Here is a 26,437-nt window from a genome sequence, read left to right on the forward strand (position 1 = left end):
TTATGATTGAACATCTTACAATGAAAGAAATTGTTGAAGGGATCAAATCAGGGACTTTCAGTCCCGAAGAAGGAATGGAATACATAAAGCGATTGAAAAAAAAGCAAAAAAGCCACAAATCACTTGATGAGAAACCATTGATTTGGTTCCAATCTAATCAAAAGGCAAAACATCGTTCTAATAGTCTTTTAAATGTAACGGCTCCCATAATTATCTTAGACAATAACCCGCAATTTTATCGCAGTATGCTAGCTATTATTTCTGAAAAAAAAGAACCTTCTACCTTGTATTGGGTGAAGAATGAGAATGATTTTTTACAAAAGAGTAATACGGAATTTACAGCGAACCTGTTATCAGTCTCGCATATAAATCATTTGTTTGAAGCTCTGATCTCTTCAGTAGAATCCAAGTTGATTTTTTTAATGAAGTGGAGAGGATTTTCTGGAGAAGAAAAGTTAGATAAACAACCTCAAATTCTCGAGCTATTTACATTAGTGCAAACATGGATGCGAAATTATCACGAAAAATCTTTGCATATCTTAATAGTTAACGAAAATACAGGTGAAAACGTTGATCCTTACTTCAAAGCCATAGGTGGCTTTGCTCGCTCTGTTAAGAAAGAAAGTCCTAACGTATTCATTCAAACGTGTGACATTCAATATATGGAAAGAAAAAAATGGCATGAAAAAAGTGAAATATATCGGGAAATCCTGAATGAATTAAGTGTTTCGGAAGATACCGAAATCACTTACTCCAATGAAAGAAGAATGATTCATGAAATTCAAGAAATTGAGACTCCAAGCATAGTTGAGAGAAATGATGAAAATAAACCAGGAGCTATCGTTATAACAGGCGGAGCTGGGAGCATTGGATTTACTATCACTCAACACTTGGCTAAGAAAACGAAAGACCCTCTAGTGCTAACAGGGCGTTCTGAGAAAAACGAACATGTAGAAAAAATGCTTCAAACTCTGAAAAACTTGGGCTCTGACGCTGTATACATTCAAGCGGACATTACTAAAAAAGCTGAAGTAACAGACCTGATTAATATGACTAAGCAAAAATTCCAGTCTGTTAAAGGAGTAATTCATGCAGCAGGCATTATAGAGGACGGTCTCTTAGTTAATAAAACGATAGATTCGTTCCATGCTGTTTTGAAACCTAAGATTGACGGCACAATCTACTTGGATGAGGCTACACTTGAAGAACCTATTGAATATTTTTTAATGTTTTCTTCCATAACAGGAAAGATGGGAAACGTAGGACAATGCGATTATGCATATGCAAATAGTTTTTTAGATTACTATTCTAATTATAGAAAAGAACAAAAAAGACCTGGACGTACGGTTTCTATTTCTTGGCCTTTATGGAAAGAAGGAGGGATGAATTTAGATGATAGAAAATCGGCTTATATTTATGAAAAAACGGGAATGGAAGAATTCTCTGCAGCGACCGGCCAATATGTTTTTGAGGCGGCGTTAAACTCAAGTTATCACGAGTTGATTGCTCTTGGAGGAGATTTTGAAAAAATAAGAAGCTGGTTAGAGTATGAACAAAAGGGGCAAACAAAAGAGAGTCTTAAAAGCGATCATAATGCTGCACAAAAAGTGCCTCGGCACAACAAAACTCCTCTTCGCGAGCATGAGGGCATACAACCAACATCATTAAAGGAATCTTTAAGCAAACAGGTGCTTTTGATTGCTGCAGACATAATCAAGATTGATCCTCGGGAATTAGAAGATGAAGTCAGTTTATCGGAGTACGGATATGACTCTATCGCTTTTGTTGAATTAGCTAATCGAATTAATGAGTCTTTTTATGTAGAGATTAGCCCGACTCTTTTTTATGGTACTCCCACTTTGCTCTCGATCATTGAGAGTGTTATGCAAGGAATAAAGGAATCAGACTATTCTTTCATTCAAGAACACAAGGAAACTTATGAAGAAAATGTATTGGAAAAAGAACGCGATTCCGGATTGCATAGTGAACAGCAGATCGATTCAACCGATTCTCCTATAAACTTTCAAAAAGATATTTGTAAGCTGGCTGCTGAAGTTATAGGCCTAAATATTAAGGAGATTGACTTAGATACGAGTCTCACCGAATATGGTTACGATTCGATTACCTTTGTAGAGTTAGCTAGTCAAATTAGTACCTTCTTTAACATTGACATAAATCCGACTCTTTTTTATGGGACTCCTACCATCGATTCAATCAGTGCACACTTGCTGAAGGAATACCCATTAACGGTTCATGCCTTTTACGAAACAGTGGACAATAAAGAGGATTTGCAAACCATCGATGCCCAAGAAGAAGAGCAATCCGTTCAAAAAGCTGAACGAGATGATATTCCCGCAAAAAAGCCGCATGATTTAAAGTCATTAAAAAGTAGCATTGGTATTGATCCGATTAAAGAGTCTTATCTGAAAGAGCCCATCGCTATTATTGGCATGAGTGGGGTTTTTCCGAATTCTCAAGATACCGAAGAATTGTGGGATAACATTTTTAATTCCAGAGATATGATTTCTGAAATCCCCCAGGATCGTTGGGATTGGAAAGAATACTATGGCAATCCCCAAACAGAAACAGGTAAGACGAATATCAAATGGGGAGGATTCATGCGCGAGATCGATAAGTTCGATCCTCACTTTTTTGGCATATCAGGAAGGGACGCGGAAATGATGGATCCGCAGGAACGAATAGTTTTAGAACAGGCTTGGAAGGCCATAGAAAATGCAGGGTACGATGCAAAACGTTTATCAGGAAGCAACACAGGAGTATTCTTGGGTGTCTGTACTTCCGATTATAAAGAGTTGTTGATTGAAAACGGTATTCCGACAGCAGTAAGTCAATGGGCATTAACAAACCGCATTTCTTACTTATTAAATCTTCATGGGCCGAGTGAACCTGTTGACACCGCATGTTCAAGTTCTCTCGTCGCCATCCATCGTGGAATAGAAGCCATTTATTCAGGACAATCAGATATGGTTTTAGCAGGTGGAATCAATGTGATGGTTAGTCCCAACCCATATATCATGCAAAGCAAGGCGGGAATGTTAAGCGAAGACGGGAGATGTAAGACCTTTGATCGAGAAGCAAATGGTTACGTTCGAGGAGAAGGAGTGGGCGTACTCGTATTAAAGCGTCTTAGTAAAGCAGAAGAAGACAAAGATCCAATCCATGCAGTTATTCGCTCCTCAGCTATTAATCACGGGGGAAGAGCTACTTCCTTTACAGCACCGAACCCTAATGCCCAAGCTGAGGTCATAATAAAGGCGTATGAGCAAGCAGATATCGACCCGGAAACAGTCACTTATATAGAAGCGCATGGAACTGGCACTAATTTAGGAGATCCTATTGAAATAGATGCTTTGAAAAAGGCATTCAAACATCTTTATGAGGGAAAGGGGAAAGCTTTCTCTGAGTTTCCTCACATTAAGATCGGTTCGTTAAAAACAAATATGGGGCATTTGGAAGCCGCTGCAGGAGTAGCAGGAATTATTAAAGTTGTTCTGGGCATGAAGAATAAAAAAATCCCAGCTACGCTTCACTATAAAGTTAGCAATCCCTACATTCAGTTGGAAGGCACACCTTTTGCAATTAATGCGGATGTTTCTGATTGGGAAGTGGATATTGAAAATTCGCTCCCTCGAAGAGCAGGAGTTAGCTCTTTTGGTATCGGCGGTGTGAATTCGCACATTGTGCTTGAAGAATATGAAGTCAAAGAAAAAGAAGTTGAGTCGTTAGATGAACATTTCATCTTCGTTCTTTCTGCAAGAGAGAAAAATCTTCTTAAAGAATACGCTCATTCATTCTTGGGCTTCTTAGACCTGGAAAAACTAAATGATCGCGCTTCTCTTCGACGCCTCACCTATACGTTGCAAACTGGGCGTTCAGCTATGGAGCATAGGCTTGCATTTTTAGTGTCTGATGCCCAAGATTTGAGACAAAAGTTAGAGATGTTCTATAAAGACGATGAAAATGAAGAGATCATCTATGGCCACAGCTTCAAGCAAGATAAAATCGGCCTACGGGATCTTATTGGCGGGCCAGAAGGTGCGGATTTCGTTCAATCACTTATCAAAAATAAAAAAATGGATAAAATCTGCAAGTTGTGGGCCTCAGGATTTTTTATTGACTGGGATACCTTGTATGATCGAAAAATACAAAAAGTACCTCTGCCAACATATCCATTCGCTAGAGAGCGTTATTGGATTCCCCAAACACCAAATATAAAAAAGAGTTTTGCTGAAGTGCAATACTCGCCTTCTTACTCTAATGAAAAAGAAATTTTACTTAATCAACATGAAGAACAGCAACAAAAAAATAGCTTGAATCTACAAGCAGTCGATTTGAAAGACAAAGTGATAGACATTATCGCTGACATTTTGAAAGAAGATAGAGGATGGGTCAATTTAGAGTCTGAAATGGATGAACTGGGGTTCGATTCCATAACGCTAACCGAACTCTCAAACAGAATAAACAGAGAATTCCCAGTGAACATAACAATGGACTTATTTTTCAAATATAAACCCCTGTCAAGGTTTATAACTTATCTGATCGAAGAAACTAAGTTGGAGCCTCTTGAACAAAATACAATAATAGAGTCCAATGAATTTGAAAATTCTTTGCATTCGCTTACTAAGGAAACTCGGGGAATTTCAACGGGTAAATTGGAAATCCTTGAAGCAGGAAAATATTCCTCTGAGAAGTTTTTGGAGAAGTGGGCTAACATACGTGCAAAAGGCGGTATAGAAACAGAATCCTTTAGTTTAGTGAAAGAGCATATGTTGGAAGAAGAAAAAGACAAACCTAAAATGCTCCATCTTTTAATTGAGAACTTAGAAGGGGAGAAAATCGAAACTGTAATTATTGGGAAAGGAGCTCCTTTACTTCTTATCACTGGATTTGCATTGACAGCACCACAATTCACTTATCAAATTGAAGCTTGGTCAACAAAGTATCAGTTAATTATCATGCATTTACCCGGTTGTGGATTATCTGTTGGGAAGACTGATTTAACACCGGAAGGAATTGCTCGGAAATTTGCATACGTATTAGAGAAAATCGGTGTAAATGATCCTGTTCACATTGTCTCTTCTTCATGGGGGGGATTAGTTGGTCAATGGTTGGCAAAAGAATATCCAGAAAAAATAGCATCATTGATCATTGTTGGAGGCTTTTATCGTATAATAAAAGACATGGATATAAAGGATAAATTAGAAATGGACTTCAAGCAAATTGGTTACCACGATCGATTCGAGATTATTGAAAAAAGTCATCAAATAAATCCTTCTATATCCGTGTACTTCGATTATATTTATGAGGAGCTTACTACAGAAGATATTCTTCAAGAGATTTGCATCCCTACTCTTATCGTACATGGGGAAAAGGATTCGATCGTAGAAGACGATCAAGTGAACCAACTGCTACTAAAGCTCCCCAAAGCTGAAGATCATGAAATAAAAGATTCAGGTCACGCGCCTTTCATTACACATCCTCAAGAGTTTAATGAGTTGGTGGAGCAATTCATCAAAAGAACCCTAGATTAGAAGGAGACAAAGAATGAAGAAAGTATCTGTTGAAGAATTAGAAAATTCGTATTACAAAGCTTACGACAAGACATTAACTCTTTGGAAAACAGAATTTGCATCTGAAAGGGTTACCACGACATTCGGAGAAACCCATGTTTTAGTAAGTGGAAAACCCAGCTCTCCGCCTTTGATTTTGTTGCATGCGCATGAGTTTAGTTCCACCATGTGGTATACGAATATAGCTGAACTATCTGAATGCTTCAGAGTCTATGCAGTGGATATATTAGGCGATAAAAATCGTACAAAAGTAACACGATTTCCAAATACACGTGAAGAATACGCAGATTGGCTGGAAGAAGTATTAAATCATTTTAAAGTCAACACAGCCTCTATTGTTGGTATTTCGTACGGAGCTCTAATGGCGTTGAATTTTGCGATCCTTCGACCTGAACGTGTCGGAAAACTGTTTATTATGAGTCCTTCTATGGGAATCTCAAATATAAATGGGTTTTACGTTGCTAAGCTCATCGTTAACTCTGTCGTTTCTTCTCGCCCCCAGTTTATTTCCAAACTTATGCATTGGATGTTTGATGAACGCTTTCATCCGCAGACAGAATTTTATGAACAAATAGTTGCTGGAGCTGTGTGGGGGAATCCACATTCTCATGTCCAGAAGGGCAAAAGGGTTTGGCCCTATCTTTTCAAAAACGAAGAATTGTCTCAGATTAAGTGCCCAGTACATATTGTAGTTGGAGATAAGGATCCCACTCAAAACATCGAAAAAACAATCCAACGTGCACAGTCTTATATCCAGGGGGTTACAACAGAGCGTATAAAGAGTGGTCATTTCATGAATATGGAGACACCCGAGATTGTGAATTTTAAAATCTTGGAGTTCATGCGGACAAAAGACTGATTTTTAACACGGGGGGAAGTAAGAAAATGAGAAAAATCGTGCTCGCCAGCGAGGGGTCAAACGGAGATTTGCTCCCTATCTTGGCTATAGGACAAAGACTTATGAAATCAGGAAATCAAATCACGATTTGTGCCCCTCCTAACAATGAAAAATTTGTAAAGAGCTTAGGGTTTGAATTCATCCCCATTGGGATTGACTTCCAGGCATTATTGACAGAACATGCAGATAAAATCATGGGTAAGAATCCAATTCGAATCATGAGATTAACAATCAGTATACTGAAAGAGCAAGTACAAAGGCATATTAAAGATTTGATACGAGTTACAAAAGATGCTGATATGTTAATAGCCTCAGGATTAATTTACGCTGCAAAATCTGTGGCTGAATACCGTCAAATTCCATTTAAGCTATCCATCGCTATTCCACAAGTACTGCCCTCTAACGAGTATGCTCCCCTACTTGTCAATTCACTAAATAACCCACCATGGTTGAATCGATTTCTATGGTGGGGAGAAGGAGTCTTTCAAAATCGCATCTTGCTTAACACACTCAACGAAGAGAGAAGAAAGCTAGCTTTGCAGCCGATAAAAGATATTCGATTCCATTTACTAAATGACTTAATCATTCCAGCCGATCCTCTTCTACAAAAAGTAAAAACTTATCCTCAATATAATTATATGCAAACGGGATATTGGCATTTGGAAGAAGCAGAGATCGAGCCTTCGGTTTGCGAATTTATAGAAAAAGGGTCCCCGCCTATCTTTATTGGTTTTGGGAGTAGCACAGATCCAAATTCTTTACAGACGAAAGCAATGCTGAACGAAGTTATTCAAAAAAGCGGCCATCGCTTCATCATTTCAAAAGGGTGGGCTGATTTAGGCGTTGGCTTGGAAAATGAAAACGTTAAGATTATTGACTTTGCTCCTTATCTAAAGATGTTCCCTAAGATGGTGGCTGTGATTCACCATGGAGGTGCAGGTACCACTCATTGTGCGGCTAGGTCAGGCGTGCCTCAAATTATTGTTCCACATGCCATGGATCAGTACAGATGGGGAGATACCATAGTTAAGAAGAAGTTAGGGTCTAGCCCTATTCCCAGATCTAAACTAACAGCGGAGAAGCTTTTGCAAGCAATTGAACAAGTCACAACAGATGAAACCATAAAAAGAGAATCAAAAAGGGTTGGGGAGTTGATGCAACGAGAAGATGGTATTGAACAATTTTTAGAAGGAATTTCTTTTAAATAATATTGTTGATAAACAGAGCGAAATAGAATGAGAAAGGGGGAACCAATAGTGTTAATTATAGTTACTGGAGCTGAAGGGCAACTGAGTAAATCAGTAGCCTCTATACTCGGGTGCAAGCATCAAGTCCATTCTTTTTCTCGGAAAGAACTGGATATTACAGATTATCATAGAGTAAATGAAGTAATAACTAGCTTACGCCCAGACATTGTCATTCATTCAGCGGCTATTAGTGGTATTGATGCTGCTGAAGAGAACCCTCACAAAGCCTATTTAGTCAATACATATGGCACCCGAAATATTGCCGTCGCTGCAGAAAAAGTTGGAGCTGGCTTGGTATATATTAGCTCTGCTTATGTTTTCGATGGACAGAAAGAGCGATATCATGAGCTCGATAAGCCTAGACCTTTGAATGTCTATGGTGAAACTAAGTTGGGCGGAGAGTTTTACGTTGAACTTTTTCATTCTCGATACTGGATTATTCGGACTTCATGGTTGTATGGTGAGAATTTCATTCGTACGGTATTAAATATTATAAATTCAGCAGGAGGCATAAAGGTTAGTGACAAGCAAATAGGTACACCAACTTCTACGACTGATCTGGCAAAAGTGATCATGAACATGATAGAAACTAAAAGTCACGGGATCTACCATATTACAAGTCAAGGAAGTTGTACTAAGCGTCAGTATTACAGACATATTGCAAGTTTATTGGGTGTGGATAATCTAGAGGAAAAAATAATCGATGCGGAAAGCGACTCTAAGGTATGCCGACCTACTCATTGTGTGCTGGAACAGAAGAATGCAATCAATCAAGGTTTCGGGATTCTCAAACCTTGGAATGAAGCATTAAGCCAATTTATCAACAATTCATAAATTATAATCATACATAAGTTCAGACGGAAAGGGTGATGAAAATGAGACATGGAATTGAGACGCAATTTCCTGTTTTGCCGCAAGATAAGGTGAATTCTTTGTTTTCAAATAATCAAATTCATAGTGTTCTATACTGTTCAGGAATAGTTGACTTAAATCTCATTTCATTGACTCAAAAATATATATTCCAAATGTATCCTATAATGAATTGTAAGCTAACTGAGACACAAGGGGACGTCGCATGGGAGGCAGGAAAGCAGGAAGGGGAATACTTTGAATTTGAACTTTTAGAAGATGCAAGGGAACTAGAGAAGAAGATCAAGGCTTATATGTTGGAAGTTGAAAGTACTTGGAAATCGCCACAGGTAAGAATGAAAATTTTTAGAGGAACTCATGATGTCATTTGCATCAAAGTTCAACACACTTATTGTGATGGAGCTGGATTGAAAAAGTATCTTCAGATGTTCACTTCTACCTATACATCTTTGTGTAAGGAAGATATAGATTTTAAGTTTTCTTTAAAAGAGGGGGATAGAGGAAAAGGTGCTATCTCTAAGTATTTGAGCAGTGGATCTGAAGTTGAAAATAGAATTTTAGGCACTGCACCACTTAATGCTGAATGGCTTTTTCCGTTAAAAAACAATTCGATCGAAGAAAGCAGAAAGAACATCGAAATCTCCATTCTCAGGTTAAATGAAGATTTTTATGCATCACTTCACCGATACGCTAAAGATAAGAAGGCTACAATAAATGATGTGATTCTTGCTGCTTATTATCGATCTTTATGTTCTATAACTGGGAAATATGGTAGTGGACAGCTAGGTATAGATCTGACTTTAGACATGAGAAAATACTTTTCGGATTATCAAGAAGAGTTGATTTGTAACTTGGCCAGCTCTGAGAAAGTTTATGTGGAGATATCCTCACATGATTCTTTTGAAACGACTCTCTCTCGAGTGCAAGATAAAACAAGCGAAATGAAAAAAAATAAAATGGGTGTTGAAGGTTTAAAGACGTTTGAATTTTTAGGGAATAAAAAATATAAAGATTTAAAAGAATATTTTCGAGAATCAATGAGCTTAATGCGTTTAAACAAAAGCAGGGATCCTATTTTATCCAATTTTGGAATTTTATTTTCAGAAAAATTGTTTTTGGGAGAAGTAGTAGTAGAGGATGCCTATTTGGTTTCTCCGTACGTTCAAGCACCAAGTTTTATGTTAGGGGTAAGTTGTTATAACCAGAAAATAACCTTTACTGTAACGTATGACTCTTTAATGACTTCAATGCGAGAAGTTGAGCTTTTATTGAATACGATAGCTGCTGAATTAATTCTAGAAATAGCGTAGCCACGTTTGAAGAAACAAGTAGGTCAAAAGGAGGGAAATCTGTGCAGAATGCATGGGATAGCTATTTGAAAAAATCCAGTCAATTATCAAATGATTTCGAACCTTTTGTGTGGTACGACAAAATGAGAACCCATAGTCCGGTGGCTTTTGATGAGGATCGCAATACTTGGGATCTTTTCTTATACGATGACGTAAAAGCAGTACTCGTGGATCGAGAACATTTTGCTATGCATCGTCCCGATCATTCTGGGGGCCAGGCTAGTTTAGAAAAACATGCTCTCATGCGATCCGCTGTCAACGATGCGTTCACTCCAACTGCTTCTAAGAAATGGAGCGAAAGAATAGAAAATATTGCAGACAAATTGATAAGCTCCTCAAAAAATGATTCTTCTATGGATATTGTACAGAGTCTTTCCTCTCCTCTCCCGATTTTAGTGATAGCCGATTTGATGGGAATCCCTTCATCTGAACAACTTATGTTCAAAGAAAAAGCAGAAATCTTAGCTGAAAACCCAATAGGACAATCCCCTGAAGAACGAAAATTAAAGGTCGCTCTGAAGCAGAAAACGACCTTGGAATTGATGGATTATTTTTCGAATATTATTTCGAAAAAAGAAAAAAATCTTGAAGAAGACGTAATATCTACATTAATAAAAGCAAGGAAAGTCAATTCGGTTTTGACAAAAGAGGACATACTAAGTTTTTGTGTCTTGTTATTGTTCGCAGGCAGTGAGACAACGACCCATTTAATTACTAATGGCTTGTATTGTATGTTGCAAGAAAAAGGAATTGCAGAAGAAGTTAAAGAAAATCCTTCTCTTGTAAGTGCTTTGGTTGAAGAAACTCTTAGGTATCGATCACCTGTACAAGCTATGAACCGTGTTGTAAAGAAGGATGTAGTTATTAGAGACGTTTATCTCAAGCAGGGAGATTATGTAGTAGCTTGGATCGGTTCCGCTAATCGTGACGAGAATCGTTTTACAAATGCAAGTTCATTTATTTTAAAGCGCAAACCAAATCCACATTTAGCTTTTAGCAAGGGGGACAACTTTTGTTTGGGCTCTTCCCTAGCAAGAGTAGAAGCTGAGATAGCGATTGCTCGGGTACTGCATCTTCTTCCTGGAAAAGTTATTGATACTAAACGTTCACTTACCCCTATTGATAGTCCCTTTGTGTATGGGTTAAAAGAACTTTATTTGTACTAAAATTTAATATTCAAATTTGAGGACACGAAATCCGCAAAAATCTATTTCTGAATAAAGAAGGTCTTCCCCTGTACAAAATCGAGTTATTATTCTCAAACTTTGCAAGCCGACGAAGCGAGTAATGAAAGTTGAACAGATTGATGATATAATACGCAACTGGGAGATATGAAAAAAAGATCAATTTATTAAATAAGATTTTGGAGGGAAAGCTATGGGGAAATTGGTTATCTGCGATCATCCTATGATCCAACACAAGTTGACGTTCATTAGAGATGTCAACACGAATACTAAGGATTTTCGAGAATTGGTAAATGAAGTCGCTACCTTGATGACGTATGAACTTACAAGAGATGTACCGTTAGTTTCGGTGCCAGTGGAAACACCTGTAGTACATGCAGAAGGTAAAATTATTTCTGGACGCATGCTTGGTTTGATTCCGATATTGCGTGCAGGCCTCGGTATGTTAGATGGCATATTAATGCTCCTGCCAGCAGCAAAGGTGGGGCATGTTGGCCTGTTCCGCGATCCGCATACGCTGCAACCGGTCGAATACTATGTGAAGCTGCCAACAGACGTTCAGGAGCGCGAACTGATTGTCATCGATCCGATGCTGGCAACAGGCGGTTCCGCGATCGCGGCTATCGACGTGCTCAAAAAGCGCGGTTGCACGCAAATCAAGATGATGAATCTGATCGCAGCTCCGGAAGGCGTCAAGGCTGTTCGAGAAGCACATCCTGACGTAGACATCTACGTAGCAGCGCTCGACGAGAAACTCGACGAACATGGCTACATTGTACCAGGATTAGGAGATGCAGGAGACCGTCTTTACGGCACAAAATAGTTTTGGCTTTTCAAAAGCAGCTAGGTAGCTTTGGCGTGACAGATTAAAAGAGAACTCTATTTAATTAAGAAATCACTGATGAAAGAATTATATAATGCATCCGTCAATTCGCCTCTTAAGCGGCCGGATGCCGAAGGAAGGGTGAGACAACAAGGAATGGAAAAAATTAAGGTAATGACGATATTCGGCGTACGTCCAGAAGCGATCAAGATGGCTCCGTTGATTCTTGAATTGGAAAAATACCCACATGAGATCGAATCAATCGTCTGCGTAACCGCTCAGCATCGTCAGATGCTTGACCAAGTGCTCGACGTATTCAAGATTAAGCCGGATTACGATCTGGACGTGATGAAGGATCGACAGACGTTAAACGAGATATCCACCCGCGTACTTCAAGGATTGGAGCCCGTGCTGCGCGAAGTGAAGCCTGACATCGTATTGGTGCACGGAGATACGTTGACTACATTCTTAGCAAGCTATGCGTCTTTCCTTCAGCAGATCAAGGTAGGTCATGTGGAAGCGGGACTTCGTACCTGGAACAAGCTTTCCCCTTATCCTGAAGAGATGAACCGTCAATTGACCGGAGTAATCGCCGATCTGCATTTCGCTCCGACTTCGTGGTCGGCGGGTAACCTTGAAAAAGAGAATAAGTCGAAGTCAAGCGTTTTTGTCACAGGCAACACCGTTACGGATGTGTTTCAATATACCGTGCAGCCTGATTACAATCATCCAGTGCTAGAATGGGCCAAGGGAAAAAGACTGATTCTTATGACAGCGCATCGTCGCGAATCGCAAGGTGAACCTCACCGTAACATCTTTCGTGCGGTGAAAAGGATCGCTGACGAGTTCGAGGACGTGGCGATTGTGTATCCGGTTCACCTGAGTCCCGCAGTCCAAGAGCCGGCTCGCGAAATCCTCGGCGATCATCCGCGCATTTCGCTCATCGATCCGCTGGACGTTGTGGATCTGCACAATTTTTATCCGCATACTCATCTGATTCTTACGGACTCCGGTGGGCTACAGGAAGAAGCGCCGTCATTCGGTGTACCTGTTCTCGTCCTGCGTGATACAACGGAGCGGCCAGAAGGCATTGAAGCAGGAACGCTTGAACTGGTGGGAACTGAAGAAGAGAAGGTGTATACACGGACCCAAGCCTTATTGAGCGATACAACTTTGTATGAATCCATGAGCCGAGCCGCCAACCCGTATGGAGACGGCAAAGCTTCGCAAAGGATTGTCAATGCGATTCTTCATAGTTTCGGCGTAAAAGCGGAACAGCCTGAAGAATTTCACACAATGGACACAAATAATTCTGAAGTCGCATTGTGATTTACTAGCTAGACAGTATACAGTATAACTGTACGGTTAATACGCTTTCAAAGAGATATAATCTGTATTTCAAAAAAATATCTTCTGTTTTTTTTAGGGAAAAGATATTTTTTTAAAAGCTCGATCTAAATTAAATCATTTTCACTAATTGCATTTGAATCATACTTATGCGGTTCGAACGGAGGTAGGTGAAAATCCAGGCGCTTTGAATTTTTCTTAAAGCGTGTGACATTTTAAATTCAATACGCTAAATTGTGGAGGGATTCATATGGATGAATTGCCGAGGTACATGCGTTGGTTAACGCGCATAACGTACACAGTGCTATTGATGGGTGCCATATGGATGCTGATTGCTCCACACCATCATCCCGTATTGCTCGGGATCGTTTTTGGAGTAAGTATCAGTTGTATAAGCATGTATTACCTAGGTTACAAGGTCAAAAAATTAACTGATGCTGCGGCCGAGGGACGTAAATATCGTGGAGGAATCGGTTTTTCATGGCGTGTAATTGCAGCGATTGGAACAGTTGTAGTTGCTATAGAATTTCCATATGAAGTGAATTTACAAGTGTTGTTAGCGTGTATCGTGATTGCACCTCTGATACTTTTGGTCTTAGGGATAACCTTTAACATAAAGAGTTCCAAAGAAGAAATGGCTTACTTTCAAAAGAAACGCCAGGATGCTGTAGGATCACTTGAGGAAAGGAGTAAAAAGGATGCATAAAAGTCCAATCATTGAGCTTGGTGGTATTCAATTCGACATATCGATTATCACCATGTTATTTGTGAGTTGCTTAGTTGTTTTCGTGATTTCAAAGTTAGCTACGCGCAATATGTCAGTAGAAAATCCAGGCAAATTTCAAAATTTTTTGGAGTGGATTATTGAATTCGTACAGAATCAGATCGCTGCTACAATGGATTTGAAAAAAGGCCGTCCCTTTATTACGCTTGGTGTAACTTTGCTTATGTTTATCTTTGTGAGTAATCTCTTAGGACTTCCTTTCGGGATTGTTTTCGGGTATGAGCATGTTGAAGATGCTACCATATTTGGCCGTCCAATAGTTCCGGTGGTCGATGCATTTAACGCAGCCGCCGCTTCTGGAAATGCACATCCGCATGTAGAAGTAGCATTTTGGAAATCTCCTACTGCCGACATTTCCGTCACAATGGGGTTAGCCGGACTTATCTTCTTCATGGTGCATTTCCTAGGAATTTCACGGAATACAAAGTCTTATTTTAAGCATTACGTTAAACCGTTTGCTGCTTTGTTGCCGATCAATCTGATTGAGCAAGCTTCAAGTTTGTTGACGCATGGCATGCGCCTTTACGCTAACATCTTTGCTGGCGAAGTTCTAATCAGTGTTATTTTGAAACTTGCTGCTGTAAATGCAGTGGGTTGGATCGCCTCAATTCCTTTGATGATGGCTTGGCAAGGATTTAGCTTGTTTATAGGAGCAATCCAAGCATTTGTGTTCATGATTCTGGCTATGGTTTACATATCCCAGAAAATCGATCCCCAAGAAGATCATTAAATGTTTTGAGTTTGGATTTTTTAAGTGACTTGGATTGGCACACATAGGTTAAAAGTTGGCAATCGTTTTTTGAAAATTGCGAACTGCTAATAAATCAGATGTATACACACTAAGGAGGGTTACTTTAAATGGGAGTTATGGCATTTATTGCAGCTGCAATTGCAGTAGGATTGGGCGCTTTAGGCGCAGGCATTGGTAACGGTTTGATCATTAGTAAAACCGTAGAAGGAATCGCTCGTCAGCCGGAAGCTAAATCGACATTGCAAACAACTATGTTTATCGGTGTAGGGTTGGTCGAAGTACTGCCGATTATCGGTGTCGTTCTTGCTTTCATCTTCTGGTCGGCAGCTTAAATTTTTATGCGGAACTTTATGGCGGGGACGGCAGTAGCCTCCACGCCTTCTTTTTGAACTGTATTTTTTTACAAGAGTGGATTTGTTTTGTGACTGTATTAAATCTAAACACAAATAAATAAGTGATTTAGAAGTATGGAAAGGAGTGATCTTGGTGCAGTTTGTATGGACTTCTACAGTTGTAACATTGATTTCGTTCGGTATTTTATACTGGCTGCTCAGCCGCTATGCGATCGGACCTCTGATGTCCGTGATGGAAAAGCGCCGCGAGCTGGTACTTGGCCAGTTGAATGAAGCTTCGGCCACACGCGAAGAAGCTGCCGCTTACGTAGAACAGCAAAAAGAAGCGCTGCAACAAGCGCGCAAAGACGCTTACGATATTATCGAGCAATCCAGACAGACAAGCGGCAAGCAAGCCGATCAATTGATCGCGCAGGCGAAAGAAGAATCCGTGCGTTTGAAAGACGAAGCGTTGCGCGATATCGAAAGCGAGAAGAACAAAGCGATGGCCGCTCTGCGCGGCGAAGTCGGACGCGTTTCCGTACAGATCGCTTCCAAGCTGATCGAGAAGGAAATCGACGAGAAATCGAACGAAGGCCTGGTCGACCAGTATCTGAAAGACGTAGGGACGAAATCATGAGCCGCGACACGCTGGTCGCGAAACGTTATGCGCGCGCGCTGTTCGAAGTGACGTTTGCCGAAGGCAAAGTCGCCGAGACTCAGGCCGAGCTTCGCGCCATCACGGAAGCTTTCGCGTCCGATCCGGCCCTGCGTAAGTTCGTAGCTTCGCCCGGTGTATCCGCGGAAAACAAAAAGAAAGTGCTGAACAGCGCTTTTGAAGGCCGCGTGTCCGTTCCGGTAATCCGTACGGTCGACTTATTGATCGAACGGGGCCGGACGCAACTGTTCGGCGAACTGCGCGAGAGTTACGAGCATATTTCCAATGAAGCGCTCGGCTTGGCCGACGCTACCGTATACAGTGCTTTCCCTTTGACCGAAGAGGAAAAGGCCGCCGCGACAGAACGCTTCGGCGTGCTGACCGGCAAAAAGATTACCATTACCAACATCGTGGACAAAAGCGTGCTGGGCGGCGCCAAAGTCGTGATCGGCAACACGCTGTACGACGGAAGCCTGGCGGGCAAATTGGCCCGTCTTGAGAAGTCTTTCGAACGACAAGCATAGTGACAGGGGGGAAACCACTTGAGTATCAGACCTGATGAAATCAGCACGCTGATTAAAAGCCAGATTGAACAGTATCAAAGCGAAATCGAAGTCGCCGAAGTGGGAACCGTTATCCAAGTCGGCGACGGTATTGCACGCGCACACGGTCTCGATAACGTATTGTCGGGCGAACTGCTGGAATTCTCCAACGGCGTGATGGGCATGGCCCTCAACCTTGAAGAAGACAATGTCGGTATCGTTATCCTGGGTCCTTACACGGACATTCGCGAAGGCGACCAAGTGAAACGCACAGGCCGCATCATGGAAGTGCCTGTAGGCGAAGCATTGCTGGGACGCGTCGTGAACCCGCTCGGACAGCCGGTTGACGGCAAAGGCCCGATCGAAACGCCGCATTTCCGTCCTGTAGAAGGTTCGGCACCGGGCGTTATCGACCGTAAATCGGTACATGAGCCGATGCAAACCGGCATCAAAGCGATCGACTCCATGGTTCCGATCGGCCGCGGTCAGCGCGAGTTGATTATCGGCGACCGTCAAACCGGTAAAACAACGATCGCGATCGATACGATCCTGAACCAAAAAGGCAACAATGTGAAGTGCGTGTACGTGGCGATCGGACAGAAACAGTCTACCGTCGCGCAAGTCGTGGAAACGCTGCGTCGCAACGGCGCGCTGGACTACACGATCGTCGTAACGGCATCGGCATCCGATCCGGCTCCTCTTCAATACATTTCCGCTTATGCGGGCTGCGCGATGGGCGAGTACTTCATGTACAAAGGCGAGCACGCGCTGGTCATCTACGACGACTTGTCGAAACAAGCCGCGGCTTACCGCGAACTTTCCTTGCTGCTTCGCCGTCCTCCGGGCCGGGAAGCTTATCCGGGCGACGTCTTCTATCTGCACTCCCGTCTGTTGGAACGCGCAGCCAAACTGAGCGATGCTCGCGGCGGCGGCTCGTTGACGGCTCTGCCGTTTATCGAGACTCAAGCTTCCGACGTATCGGCTTACATTCCGACGAACGTGATCTCGATCACCGACGGTCAGATCTTCCTGGAATCGGATCTATTCTATTCCGGTCAACGTCCGGCGATCAACGTCGGCATCTCGGTATCCCGCGTCGGCGGTTCCGCGCAGATCAAAGCGATGAAAAAAGTCGCCGGTACCCTGCGTTTGGACCTGGCGCAATACCGCGAACTGCAAGCTTTCTCGCAGTTCGGTTCGGATCTCGATAAATCCACGCTGTCCCGCCTCAACCGCGGCGCACGGATGATGGAGATTCTGAAACAGGGCGTGAACCAGCCGCTGTCCGTCGAACAACAGGTCGTGAGCCTGTACACGGCCGTCAAAGGCCTGCTCGACGATATTCCGGTGGCCGACGTTCGTCGTTTCGAACGCGAATTCCTCGCATTCATGACGTCCGAACACACTGCGATTCTCGATTCGATCGTACAGACGAAAGATCTGACGTCGGATAACGAAAAAGCGCTGGTTGCGGCGATCGAACAATTCAAAAAAGGATTTGCGACGACGGCTTAACCGGACTCTCGCGAATCTTCAGCAGAAGCTTTCCGGCTTCGAAAGGGTGAAGCCGCGTCCTTCCCGTCAGGGAAGAGCGGCTTTGCGCTTACGGCTCGGGGCAGGCTTCCTTCATAAATCAAGAAAATGTTCGGATAGATGCTTACGAAGTGACTTTGCTTCGCAAAGTCTGGAGGTGAACCCATATGGCTAAAGGAATACGCGAGATCAAACGGCAGATCAAAAGTACACAAAACACCCGTCAGATCACCAAAGCGATGGAGATGGTAGCGGCTTCCAAGCTGCGCCGCGCGCAAGAGAAAACCGAAGCGGCTCGTCCGTATTCGGAAAAACTGCGCGAAGTGGTGGCAAGCATCGCGTCCGCGAGCACGGGGATTCGTCATCCGATGCTCGAAAAACGCGCGGCACGCAAAACCGCTTATCTCGTGATCACGTCCGACCGCGGTCTGGCAGGCGGTTACAACGCGAACATTTTGCGCCGCGTGTCGAACGAGCTTCGCGACCGTCATTCGTCTCCGGACGAGTACGTGCTTTACGTGATCGGACGCAAAGGACGCGACTATTTCCGCAGACGCGGGATCGAAATCGCCGAGACGGTGACGGAATTGTCGGACGCGCCTTCTTTCGCGGACATCAAAACGGTTGCTGCCCGCGCTGTCCAGGATTACGAACTGGGACACACGGACGCGCTATACTTATGTTATAACCAATTCGTCAACGCGCTTACGCAGATTCCTCAGATCGAAGGACTGCTGCCGATGGAGCCTGTTTCTTTCGAAGGCGCCATGCAGTCGTACGAGTTCGAACCGTCCGCCGAAGCGGTGCTTAGCGAGCTACTGCCGCGTTACGCGGAAACGCTGATCTACAAAGCCGTGCTTGAAGGAAAAGCCAGCGAGCTCGGCGCGAAGATGACGGCGATGGGCGCGGCTACCAAAAACGCATCCAAGCTGATCAACGAATATACGCTGACATACAACCGGGCGCGTCAAGCGGCCATTACGCAGGAAATTACCGAAATCGTGGCCGGCGCGAGCGCCGCACAAAGCTGAAGCTTGTAGGAGGGAAAACCAAGCATGAATACAGGACGCATCATCAGCATCACGGGTCCGGTTGTCGACGTGGAATTCGAACGCGGTCAGCTTCCGGAAATCCTGAATGCACTCAAAGTTAAAAAAGTGACCGAAAACGGTCAAGCGATCGACCTGACGCTGGAAGTTTCGAACCATCTGGGCGACAACACGGTGCGCTGCATCGCGATGTCTTCCACGGACGGATTAACGCGCGGAAGCGCAGCGGTTGACACCGGAGCTCCGATCTCGGTTCCTGTCGGCGAAATCACTCTGGGACGCGTATTTAACGTTCTTGGCGAACCGATCGACGAAGCCGGCGACGTGGTTTCCCCGGTAAATAACCCGATCCACCGTCAGCCTCCGACGTTCGACGAATTGTCAACGCAGGCTGAAATGCTTGAAACCGGCATTAAGGTTATCGACTTGCTCGCTCCTTACGCAAAAGGCGGTAAAATCGGTCTGTTCGGCGGCGCGGGTGTAGGTAAAACCGTTACGATCCAAGAGCTGATCAATAACATCGCACAGGAACACGGCGGTATCTCCGTATTTGCGGGCGTTGGTGAACGTACGCGCGAAGGTAACGACTTGTACCATGAAATGAGAGAGTCCGGCGTTATCAGCAAAACAGCCATGGTATTCGGTCAGATGAACGAGCCTCCGGGCGCACGTCTGCGCGTTGCCTTGACGGGTCTGACAATGGCTGAATTCTTCCGCGATGAAGAAGGCCGCGACGTACTGCTGTTCGTCGATAACATCTTCCGCTTTACCCAAGCCGGTTCCGAAGTATCCGCCCTGCTCGGCCGGATGCCTTCTGCCGTAGGTTACCAGCCAACACTGGCAACTGAAATGGGTCAATTGCAAGAACGGATCACGTCGACCAAAAAAGGTTCCGTAACGTCGATCCAAGCGATCTACGTACCGGCGGATGACTATACCGACCCGGCGCCGGCGACGACTTTCGCTCACTTGGACGCAACGACTAACTTGGAGCGTAAAATCTCCGAAATGGGTATCTTCCCTGCCGTAGACCCGCTGGCTTCCAGCTCGCGGATTCTGGCTCCGGACGTTGTTGGCGAAGAGCATTACGAAGTGGCTCAAGGCGTGAAGCAGCTCCTGGCCCGTTACCGCGAGCTTCAGGACATCATTGCGATCCTGGGTATGGACGAGCTGAGCGAAGATGACAAAGTTATCGTTGCTCGTGCGCGTAAGATCCAACGCTTCCTGTCGCAGCCATTCCACGTTGCCGAAGCTTTCACAGGCCTCAAAGGACGCTACGTACCGGTTAAAGAAACCATCCGCAGCTTCCGTGAAATCCTTGACGGTAAGCATGACGGTCTGCCGGAAGCGGCATTCCTCTTCGTCGGCACGATCGAAGAAGCCGTCGAGAAAGCGAAAACCCTGTAAGCTACTTAGGGTGAGGAGGGATATAAGTGAGCACCTTTTTGCTGGAAATCGTCACGCCTGAGCGTCTCATTTACTCCGGTGAGGTCACCAGTATCATCGCCAAGAGCGTAGAAGGCGATATGGGCGTTTTGCCGGGTCATATCGCAACTGTCGCTCCGCTTCAAATCGGCGCGCTTACCGTGCAGCATGACGGTAAACGCTCGCATATCGCTGTGCACGGCGGCTTCCTGGAAGTCCGTCGCGACAAAGTGGTCGTACTGGCCGAAAGCGCCGAGCTGCCGGAACGCATCGATGTAGATCGCGCCCGCGCCGCAAGGGAAAGAGCCGAGCTGCGGATCGAAAGCAGCAAAATGCATCAGGACGAAGTCGACTTCCGTCGGGCGGAACTTGCGCTTAAGCGCGCAATGACCCGTATCGACGTGAACGCTACGGACGTCATCAATAAGTAATCGCAAGGCCGGTCTCTTTTGAGCCCGGCTTTTTTTGTATGCTGTATTTCCCCGGAAATATAGAAAAGAAGATTCAAGATCCAGAGCGGTTTGCCGATAAAGGGAAAAGGCGGCAAAGGGGAGGCTTTTTAATGAAAAGCGCTTACATGATTTTAAGCAACCAAGCAAAACCCAATTAATAAGCTTCGAAGGAAAGTTATGGGCGCTTTTTTGCAAAAATTGTTTGAATTGTGCTGGATTCTTCGCGCACTTCCCAGTATTATAGAGGAGTCCGCAAAAATATCGATACGCGGACCAAAGGTCTGACCGGACGAATGAAAGGGGCTTGAAATATGGCTGAAAGTAACTTGGCCGTTTTTTCGCAAACCGGAGTTTCCGGCATTCTGTCTATGGTTGTGTCACTGGGCTGTATTATCCTCGCCTGGTGGGCGCTGCAGAATTTAAAGCTCGATGTAATCATTCGCCATCCGCAGAGTCCGCAGGGGAAAATGCTGCATGTGCTGCTGGCGATCGTGCTCGGGCATTTCGTCGCGAACTTTGTTTTGGATTACGTCGGATGGTCGCAGTTGCTCCGGACAGGATTCTAGAGTCGAAATTGTTTAAAGTCGGAACGCTTGGGTTAATCAGTGATTAGGCTTGTTGGCTATATTTCTTTCAAAAGACCAACCGGCCTTCAGGTCGGCATGTGCACAATACCACAAACACCAATTATAAACACAAAAAATTAAACGCAAATTAAACGCGCGGAGGGAATACGTAGATGAGCAAATTTATCGTCCGCGGCGGCAAACGATTGACCGGAACCGTCAAAGTTAGCGGTGCCAAGAATTCGGTGCTTCCTATCATCGCTGCCAGTCTTTTAGGACAAGAAGGAGAAAGTATCATTTCCGATGCACCTCCTCTTGATGACGTTATGACCATTAATAAAGTTTTAGAATCGTTGGGAGCAGGCATTACATACCGTGATGAAGTCATCCGTGTAAATGCGCAAAACCTGACTTCATCCGAAGCGCCATACGAGTGGGTAAGCAAAATGCGTGCCTCGTTCCTCGTTATGGGGCCTCTGCTTGCGCGTTTGGGCGAAACCCGTATTTCCATGCCTGGCGGCTGCGCGATCGGCACGCGTCCGATCGATCAACATCTCAAAGGCTTCGAAGCCATGGGCGCGAAAGTTACGCTTGGCGAAGGCTACGTAGAAGCGAAAAGCGACGGCAGACTTCGCGGAGCTAAAATCTATTTGGATTTTGCCAGCGTAGGCGCAACGGAAAACATCATGATGGCCGCAACGATGGCGATCGGAACGACAACCATCGAAAATGCGGCTAAAGAACCGGAAATCGTAGACTTGGCAAACTATCTGAATGCGATGGGAGCTGTCGTTCGCGGCGCAGGTACGGATACAATCCGCATCGAAGGCGTGGATAAGCTGGTCGGCGCTCCGCATACCGTCATTCCTGACCGTATCGAAGCAGGTACCTATATGGTAGCAGCAGCGATCACGGGTGGCGACGTGTACGTAGAAGGCGCAATCGCAGACCATCTGGGACCGGTTGTTGCCAAGATGGAAGAGATGGGCGTTACGGTTATCCCCGACGAAAATGGCATTCGCGTCATCGCGGACAAGCCGCTTCGCGCAGTGGATATCAAGACATTGCCTTACCCAGGCTTCCCTACGGACATGCAGTCCCAAATGATGGCTCTGCTGCTCAGCTCTACAGGAACAAGCGTGGTAACCGAAACAGTATTCGAGAACCGTTTCATGCATGTGGACCAGTTCCGTTTGATGAATGCTGAAATCAAGGTTGAAGGACGTTCTTCGTTCGTCAGCGGCGAGACCAAATTTGTCGGAGCGAAAGTGACGGCAACCGATCTGCGCGCAGGTGCGGCTTTGATTTGTGCAGGCCTTGTCGCAGAGGGGACGACCGAAGTCGGCGGGACGCATCACATCGACCGCGGATATGTCAATCTGACGGAGAAGCTGGTTGGACTGGGCGCGGATATTTGGCGCGTTTCCATGCCGGAGCCTGCTGCTTCTACGGAGGCCGTAACAACCGAAGCACCAGCTCGTGCGGAAGCACCGGCGTTCAATGTACAACCAACGTGGGCTTAAGCTTTCGGTTGAAAAATCCAAGTTCGAGAGAACTTGGATTTTTTGTGTTTTTAGCCGTGTTTTCCGGTGAATTTCCGTTGATGTACACCCCATGAATATGGTATGTTAAAAGCTGGTAGTTTACAGGACGGCGGGCGTGAGCGCGCAGTGAAAAAGCCGAATAAACAAGGATGCTGGAGGCCGCGAAAATACATGTTGAGCAAGGATATCGGAATCGACCTGGGCACGGCGAACGTGCTGATTTATGTAAAAGGTAAGGGAGTCGTCATCGATGAACCGTCGGTTGTGGCGGTGGAGAGAGAGTCCAAGCGCGTTCTGGCCGTAGGCGAGGAAGCTCGTCGCATGGTAGGACGCACGCCGGGCAATATCGAAGTGGTGCGGCCGCTGCGCGACGGCGTTATCGCAGACTTCGACATTACGGAAGCGATGCTGCGTTACTTCATCAATAAAGTGGGCGGAAGAAGCTGGTACAGCAATCCGCGGATTTTGATCTGCGCGCCAACCAATATCACGTCCGTTGAGCAAAAAGCAATCCGTGAAGCGGCCCAGCGTACCGGAGCGAAAGACGTTTATCTGGAAGAAGAACCAAAAGCCGCAGCGATCGGCGCGGGCATGGACATTTATCAGCCAAGCGGCAATATGGTCGTCGATATCGGCGGAGGTACGACTGACGTAGCGGTACTGTCGATGGGCGATATCGTAACGTCTTCTTCGATCAAGGTAGCGGGTGACACTTTCGATGAATCGATTATTCGTTATATCAAAAACAAATATAAATTGCTGATCGGCGAACGCACGGCGGAGGATCTGAAGATCAATATTGCTTCGGTTCACCCGGACGGCCGTGAAGCTGAAGTGGATATCCGTGGACGCGATATGGTCAGCGGTCTGCCACGCACGATCTCTGTCACATCAGCAGAAGTCAAGGAAGCGCTGGACGAGTCTGTGGCGTTAATCGTGAGTGCCGCCAAGTCGGTGCTGGAACGTACACCACCGGAATTGTCGGCAGACATCATTGATCGCGGCGTTGTCCTTACAGGCGGAGGCGCTCTGTTACATGGTCTGGATGATCTGTTGGCACAGGAATTGAGAGTACCGGTCTGGACGGCTGAGGACCCTATGCACTGCGTAGTTAAAGGCACGCAGAAGATGCTGGACCACCTCGACAAAACAGCCAAGAAAAAATTCTGATTTTCTCTCAACAAATTTTTGAATCTGCCGATATATAGAAGACAAGGCCGGAGGGGCTTTTTTGAAGGCGCCGGTTATTAGGACACGGACAAAGACACCTTGGATTTTTACAGACGGCTATAGACCGCATCCGCGATATCGGAAAGGGGAAAACATCGAATGCTGAGAGGATTATATACGGCGACTGCAGGCATGATGACGCAGCAGCACAGACATGACACGGTTACACAGAACATCGCCAACTTGAACACGACAGGTTACAAGCAGGTGGAGAGTGTGGCGCGTTCATTCCCGGAAGTCATGGTCGCTCTGCAAAACGGGGATCAGGGCCGCGACAATCGTCAGGTCGGCAAGCTGAACACGGGCGTATTTGCCGAAGAAAGCATTTCGATGATGGTGCAAGGCGATATAACGGAGTCCAATTCGTCGGATGACCTCGCACTGATTTCCGATATCCAGGTCGCGAATCCTCAAGGCGGCAATATTGCGTTCGACGCTTCGGGCAAAGCTACTCAGGCAAACGGACAGACGGTCTATAAGCCGCAAGCCTTTTTCAACGTGGCGAACCCTGCTGGAGGAACCGGCTACACCCGCGATGGCGATATGCACCTGACGTCGGACGGACGCCTCGTCACTTCGATGAACCAGAACGTGCTGGGCCAGGACGGACAACCGATCGTGCTGACCGGATCGATGGACGATTACTGGGTACGCGAGAACGGAACGATTTTCAATAAAGCGACAGGCGCCGCATCCGGACGGATCGGGATCACGGTTGCCGAGAAACCGAACGAGTTGACTCGCGACGGCGAAGGATTGTTTGCGGAAAAGACGCAGGGAGCAGCTTCGCTCCGCGCGGCGACCAACAATGATGCGATCGAAGTCAAGCAAGGATTCCTGGAACGGTCTACTGTGGATGCCGCCCAATCGATGGTGGATCTGACAGCTGCGCTGCGTGCCTACGAAGCGAACCAGAAAGTCGTCCAATTCTACGATAAAAGCTTGGAGAAAGCCGTTAACGAAGTCGGAAGAGTCTAATTAAGGGGGCATATTCATGAATAACTCGATGATCAGTGCTGCGGTGACCATGAACGGCCTTCAGCGTAAGCTCGACTTGATTTCGGATAACATCGCGAACCTGGATACTGTCGGTTACAAAGCCAAACAAGGGAACTTTCAGGATGTACTGACTCGCGTGCAGAGCCAAGGCGATTCTTTCCAACTGGACGGACGACGCACAGACGCGGGCTTCAACCTGGGCTTCGGTGCCCGGATGAGCGAAGTGACCGTCGATCTGACACAAGGACCGCTGAAGGAAACAGGCAGCCTGTCCGATCTTGCGATCGAAGGCAACGCGCTGTTCGAGATTCAGGTGAACGGCGAGAAAGCCTGGACGCGCGAAGGCGGCTTCCAATTGGCTTCGATGGGCGCCGATACGCAGAACGTCTACCTGATGACCAATCAGGGACATCCGGTTATGGGCACGAACGGACAACCGATTCGTATTCCGGCTACTTCGAAGCTGCAAGTGGACAGCGACGGTACGGTTCGCGCGTTGAACGCTAACGGTACAAGCACAGCCGCCGGCCAGCTTTCGCTGGCGCGCGTTAATCATTCCGAAGGACTTGTTCAAACGGACGGAAACGTATTCGTTTTGGCGGCCGGCACGAACGAAGCCGACGTGCTGACGAACACTGGCGTAACCGCTCAGGTGAGACAACAATATCTCGAACAATCCAACGTAGACATGACCGCGCAGATGACCGAGTTGCTCCAAGCTCAGCGTGCTTACCAATTGGCCGCCAAGGCGCTGACATCCAGCGATACTATGGCAACATTGGCAAACGGAATTCGTCAATAATTGAATATTCATACAAGCGCATAGCTTGTAAAATGAAGTCGTCCGAAGCCCCGGTATTTTCGCCGGGGCTTCGGACTTTGCAGCAAGGAGGGTTGGAAGTGGAAAAGGTGATGGACGAGCAAAGCGAAGTACCTGTGCGTCGTAAACGAACATTTGGCAGAAGATTGCTGCGGTTTATTCTTTTTCTGCTTTTTTTCGCAATTTGTCTGGCCGGAGGTTTGGTCTTCGGTTATGTCTATATCGGGAAGCAGGAGCTGGAAGAGGCGTTTAAGCCGGAGACATGGATGCATGTATTCGACCTTGTCTTTGCTCCTTAAGATTTGGCTTCCTATTCCTGTGGGAATCAGTGAGATACAGAAGAGCCGTTCTTGGACCATTGGGATCTGGGAGCGGCTCTTTTTCTATGGCGTTTTTCCGCGATTTCTTTTTGTTGCGGGAAACTGTATAATGATGGGGGAAAT

General features: G+C 45.4%; 23 protein-coding genes. All 23 read left to right on the forward strand.

Annotation, left to right across the window (positions count from 1 at the left end):
- Window positions 1-2 precede the first annotated feature (2 nt).
- Entirely contained in the window at window positions 3-5,552 is a 5,550-nt protein-coding gene (locus WKI47_RS01855) for an alpha/beta fold hydrolase (protein WP_340225489.1), read from the forward strand.
- A gap of 13 nt (window positions 5,553-5,565) precedes the next feature.
- Entirely contained in the window at window positions 5,566-6,450 is an 885-nt protein-coding gene (locus WKI47_RS01860; RefSeq protein ID WP_340225490.1) for an alpha/beta hydrolase, read from the forward strand.
- A gap of 26 nt (window positions 6,451-6,476) precedes the next feature.
- Window positions 6,477-7,697: a glycosyltransferase gene (locus tag WKI47_RS01865; RefSeq protein ID WP_340225491.1), complete on the forward strand. Its 1,221-nt coding sequence runs from the start codon at window positions 6,477-6,479 to the stop codon at window positions 7,695-7,697.
- A gap of 48 nt (window positions 7,698-7,745) precedes the next feature.
- Window positions 7,746-8,570, forward strand: coding sequence for a dTDP-4-dehydrorhamnose reductase (rfbD, locus tag WKI47_RS01870; protein ID WP_340225492.1), 825 nt, complete (start codon window positions 7,746-7,748; stop codon window positions 8,568-8,570).
- Between the two features lie 35 nt (window positions 8,571-8,605).
- Window positions 8,606-9,916, forward strand: a complete 1,311-nt coding sequence (locus tag WKI47_RS01875) for a hypothetical protein (RefSeq protein WP_340225493.1) — start codon at window positions 8,606-8,608, stop codon at window positions 9,914-9,916.
- 41 nt (window positions 9,917-9,957) lie between these two features.
- Window positions 9,958-11,121 (forward strand): cytochrome P450, encoded by a 1,164-nt coding sequence (locus WKI47_RS01880; RefSeq protein WP_340225494.1) that lies wholly within the window; start codon window positions 9,958-9,960, stop codon window positions 11,119-11,121.
- Window positions 11,122-11,332: 211 nt separating this feature from the next.
- On the forward strand, window positions 11,333-11,962 hold the full coding sequence (gene upp / locus WKI47_RS01885) for a uracil phosphoribosyltransferase (protein ID WP_340225495.1): 630 nt from the start codon (window positions 11,333-11,335) through the stop codon (window positions 11,960-11,962).
- Between the two features lie 156 nt (window positions 11,963-12,118).
- Complete coding sequence (gene wecB / locus WKI47_RS01890) at window positions 12,119-13,291, forward strand: non-hydrolyzing UDP-N-acetylglucosamine 2-epimerase (protein ID WP_340225496.1); 1,173 nt, start codon at window positions 12,119-12,121, stop codon at window positions 13,289-13,291.
- Between the two features lie 268 nt (window positions 13,292-13,559).
- Complete coding sequence (locus WKI47_RS01895; protein ID WP_340225497.1) at window positions 13,560-14,015, forward strand: ATP synthase subunit I; 456 nt, start codon at window positions 13,560-13,562, stop codon at window positions 14,013-14,015.
- Window positions 14,008-14,823, forward strand: coding sequence for a F0F1 ATP synthase subunit A (gene atpB, locus WKI47_RS01900; protein WP_340225498.1), 816 nt, complete (start codon window positions 14,008-14,010; stop codon window positions 14,821-14,823). The genes WKI47_RS01895 and atpB overlap by 8 nt, the downstream gene beginning before the upstream one ends.
- A 128-nt stretch (window positions 14,824-14,951) precedes the next feature.
- Window positions 14,952-15,176, forward strand: a complete 225-nt coding sequence (gene atpE / locus WKI47_RS01905) for a F0F1 ATP synthase subunit C (protein ID WP_340225499.1) — start codon at window positions 14,952-14,954, stop codon at window positions 15,174-15,176.
- A gap of 154 nt (window positions 15,177-15,330) precedes the next feature.
- Window positions 15,331-15,816, forward strand: coding sequence for a F0F1 ATP synthase subunit B (gene atpF / locus WKI47_RS01910; RefSeq protein ID WP_340225500.1), 486 nt, complete (start codon window positions 15,331-15,333; stop codon window positions 15,814-15,816).
- Window positions 15,813-16,358, forward strand: a complete 546-nt coding sequence (locus WKI47_RS01915) for a F0F1 ATP synthase subunit delta (protein WP_340225501.1) — start codon at window positions 15,813-15,815, stop codon at window positions 16,356-16,358. Before atpF ends, WKI47_RS01915 begins: the two co-directional genes overlap by 4 nt.
- A gap of 18 nt (window positions 16,359-16,376) precedes the next feature.
- Window positions 16,377-17,891, forward strand: coding sequence for a F0F1 ATP synthase subunit alpha (atpA, locus tag WKI47_RS01920; RefSeq protein ID WP_340225502.1), 1,515 nt, complete (start codon window positions 16,377-16,379; stop codon window positions 17,889-17,891).
- Window positions 17,892-18,076: 185 nt separating this feature from the next.
- The gene (atpG, locus tag WKI47_RS01925) at window positions 18,077-18,940 is read left to right on the forward strand and encodes an ATP synthase F1 subunit gamma (RefSeq protein WP_340225503.1); all 864 of its coding nucleotides are present in this window, start codon (window positions 18,077-18,079) and stop codon (window positions 18,938-18,940) included.
- 24 nt (window positions 18,941-18,964) lie between these two features.
- The gene (gene atpD, locus WKI47_RS01930) at window positions 18,965-20,365 is read left to right on the forward strand and encodes a F0F1 ATP synthase subunit beta (RefSeq protein ID WP_340225504.1); all 1,401 of its coding nucleotides are present in this window, start codon (window positions 18,965-18,967) and stop codon (window positions 20,363-20,365) included.
- Window positions 20,366-20,391: 26 nt separating this feature from the next.
- A complete protein-coding gene (locus WKI47_RS01935) occupies window positions 20,392-20,814 on the forward strand; it encodes a F0F1 ATP synthase subunit epsilon (protein WP_340225505.1) in 423 nt (140 codons plus the stop codon).
- Between the two features lie 332 nt (window positions 20,815-21,146).
- Window positions 21,147-21,401, forward strand: a complete 255-nt coding sequence (locus WKI47_RS01940) for a DUF1146 family protein (protein WP_340225506.1) — start codon at window positions 21,147-21,149, stop codon at window positions 21,399-21,401.
- 173 nt (window positions 21,402-21,574) lie between these two features.
- Complete coding sequence (gene murA / locus WKI47_RS01945; protein WP_340225507.1) at window positions 21,575-22,924, forward strand: UDP-N-acetylglucosamine 1-carboxyvinyltransferase; 1,350 nt, start codon at window positions 21,575-21,577, stop codon at window positions 22,922-22,924.
- Between the two features lie 192 nt (window positions 22,925-23,116).
- On the forward strand, window positions 23,117-24,115 hold the full coding sequence (locus tag WKI47_RS01950; protein WP_340225508.1) for a rod shape-determining protein: 999 nt from the start codon (window positions 23,117-23,119) through the stop codon (window positions 24,113-24,115).
- Window positions 24,116-24,274: 159 nt separating this feature from the next.
- Window positions 24,275-25,153 carry a flagellar hook-basal body protein gene (locus WKI47_RS01955; protein ID WP_340225509.1) on the forward strand — a complete coding sequence of 293 codons (879 nt, stop codon included), beginning with the start codon at window positions 24,275-24,277 and terminating at the stop codon, window positions 25,151-25,153.
- 16 nt (window positions 25,154-25,169) lie between these two features.
- Entirely contained in the window at window positions 25,170-25,976 is an 807-nt protein-coding gene (locus tag WKI47_RS01960) for a flagellar hook-basal body protein (RefSeq protein WP_340225510.1), read from the forward strand.
- 98 nt (window positions 25,977-26,074) lie between these two features.
- Window positions 26,075-26,293 carry a DNA-directed RNA polymerase subunit beta gene (locus WKI47_RS01965; RefSeq protein ID WP_340225511.1) on the forward strand — a complete coding sequence of 73 codons (219 nt, stop codon included), beginning with the start codon at window positions 26,075-26,077 and terminating at the stop codon, window positions 26,291-26,293.
- Window positions 26,294-26,437 lie beyond the last annotated feature (144 nt).

The sequence above is a fragment of the Saccharibacillus sacchari genome, assembly GCF_037722395.1.
Classification (GTDB): Bacteria; Bacillota; Bacilli; order Paenibacillales; family Paenibacillaceae; genus Saccharibacillus; species Saccharibacillus sacchari_A.